Here is a 1,739-nt window from a genome sequence, read left to right as displayed (position 1 = left end):
AGACCTGCGGTAGTATGTCAATGAAAAAATAAGATGATATTTGTTTATCAAAGGACATATTCAAGAAAAAAGCCCGTAGGAAAGAACCCTAGCATTTTTGGTAAAAACTAGGAGTTCGAAAGGTTTTCACGGACCAGGTAGATTGGTCAGTGCTTCACGCCCCTTTCCGGCGTAAAGAGTTGGTGGTTGCGTAGTAGCGCATCCACCAGCCGCACGAGTTTTCTTGCAGTGAGGACGAGGGCACGTTTGTGCTGGTGTTTCGGGACTTCCTGATACTTCTTCTGATAATATTCCTGGTATTCCGGTATTTGTCTGCGTACCGAGTTGGCGGCTTCAACTAGGTAATAGCGCAAATACTGGTTTCCCTGTCGGGATAACGAAGTATCTTCGGCTGTGAATCGGCCAGATTGGTGTTTACGCCAGGAGAGTCCGGCGTACTTGGCAATTTTTGTTTCATCTTCGAACCGGTCAATCTGGCCGATTTCTGCGATAATTCCTGCAGAAAATACCGGGCCAAACCCGGGGATCGACTGGATCGTCTGCGTGAGGCCGGCCATCAGGCGGGTGATCGTTTTATCTATTTCCTTGATCTGCTTTTGATGAGATCGGATGATCTCAATCGAACTTCCTAACAGTACATCCAGGGAGTCTTCGACCACTTTTTCCAGACGGTACGAAGAACGGACCGCCCGTTGAATGGAGGCCGCTACTTCCTCGGGGTCAGGGAACCGATTTCTACCTTTCTCCTGTAAAAAAGCAGCCAGTGCTTCCAGAGGCAGCTGGGCGAGTTCCTCCAGGGAGTATCTCTCCAGAAAGAGTTCCATCATGGCATGACCGAACACCGAAGAGTCGACTTCCTGAGAAAACGTATTACATTTAAAGCTTAAATGCTGGAGGAAGTGCTGTTTCTCCCTGGTGACCGACTTGATCAGGTGATAGCGGGCGCGGGTCAATTGCTGGAGCGCCACATACTGGCTTTCTTTCACAATCGACATGTGGTTTCTTCCGAAACGCAGATAGTCGGCGATGACGAAGGCATCAATTTCATCGGTTTTGTTCATTTCCGTATAGCTTTTCTTGAAGTTGGCAATCTGCTTGGGGTTCATCACAAAGACCTGCGCGCCGTAACGCTTCAGCTCCTGGTCGTGATGCAGATACATGGACGGATGGAAGCTGTAAACCGATGTGGATTCCAACCCAATCTTCAGGGTGTGTATGTCGGTATCTTCGACGAGATCTAGTAATCGCTGTTTTAACATGGTAGCTCCCGGCAGATCGTTCGATACCGTCCAGGTATCCTGGGTGGTTCCTTCCTGGTCAAGCACACACACTTTCATATCAAACGAGCTGACGTCTAACCCTACAAATAATTTCATGGGGTACCTCCTTTCGATTAGCATCATTGGGTGGTTCTTTGGACACCTCGAGATATCTCTAGTGCGAACGCCGATCAGCAACCTCGTGTATCAGAACTCTCTCTGCATGGAAAGCCGCCTCCGGGCTACTATTACCGGAGTTCCAGGGGCAGAAGGCTCAGCCTGCGTGTAGGAAGTGCCGCACGTACACTGAGAAACAGTCTTCAATTGTAGTCGAGCTACAGGAGGGAAGAGAATTGTCCCAAATGATCCTAAGACCATTATCTAGAAATATCTCGAGGTGTCCAAGAGGAAAGTATCCTTGAGAAGAAAGCAAGAGAAATTGATAAGTTCCAAAGGGACTTAAACATACTATACGAGGAG

The 1,739-nt window shown here is 48.4% G+C and carries 1 protein-coding gene; it reads right to left on the bottom strand.

What is annotated here, in order from left to right; all coding sequences use genetic code 11:
- Positions 1 to 146: 146 nt before the first annotated feature.
- On the bottom strand, positions 147 to 1,376 hold the full coding sequence (locus tag C6Y45_RS17165) for an IS110 family RNA-guided transposase (RefSeq protein WP_107586448.1): 1,230 nt from the start codon (positions 1,374 to 1,376) through the stop codon (positions 147 to 149).
- Positions 1,377 to 1,739: the final 363 nt, after the last annotated feature.

Source organism: Alkalicoccus saliphilus (assembly GCF_003044065.1).
In the GTDB taxonomy this organism is placed as follows: domain Bacteria; phylum Bacillota; class Bacilli; order Bacillales; family Salisediminibacteriaceae; genus Alkalicoccus; species Alkalicoccus saliphilus.
This window is presented reverse-complemented; position numbering and strand designations above follow the sequence as displayed.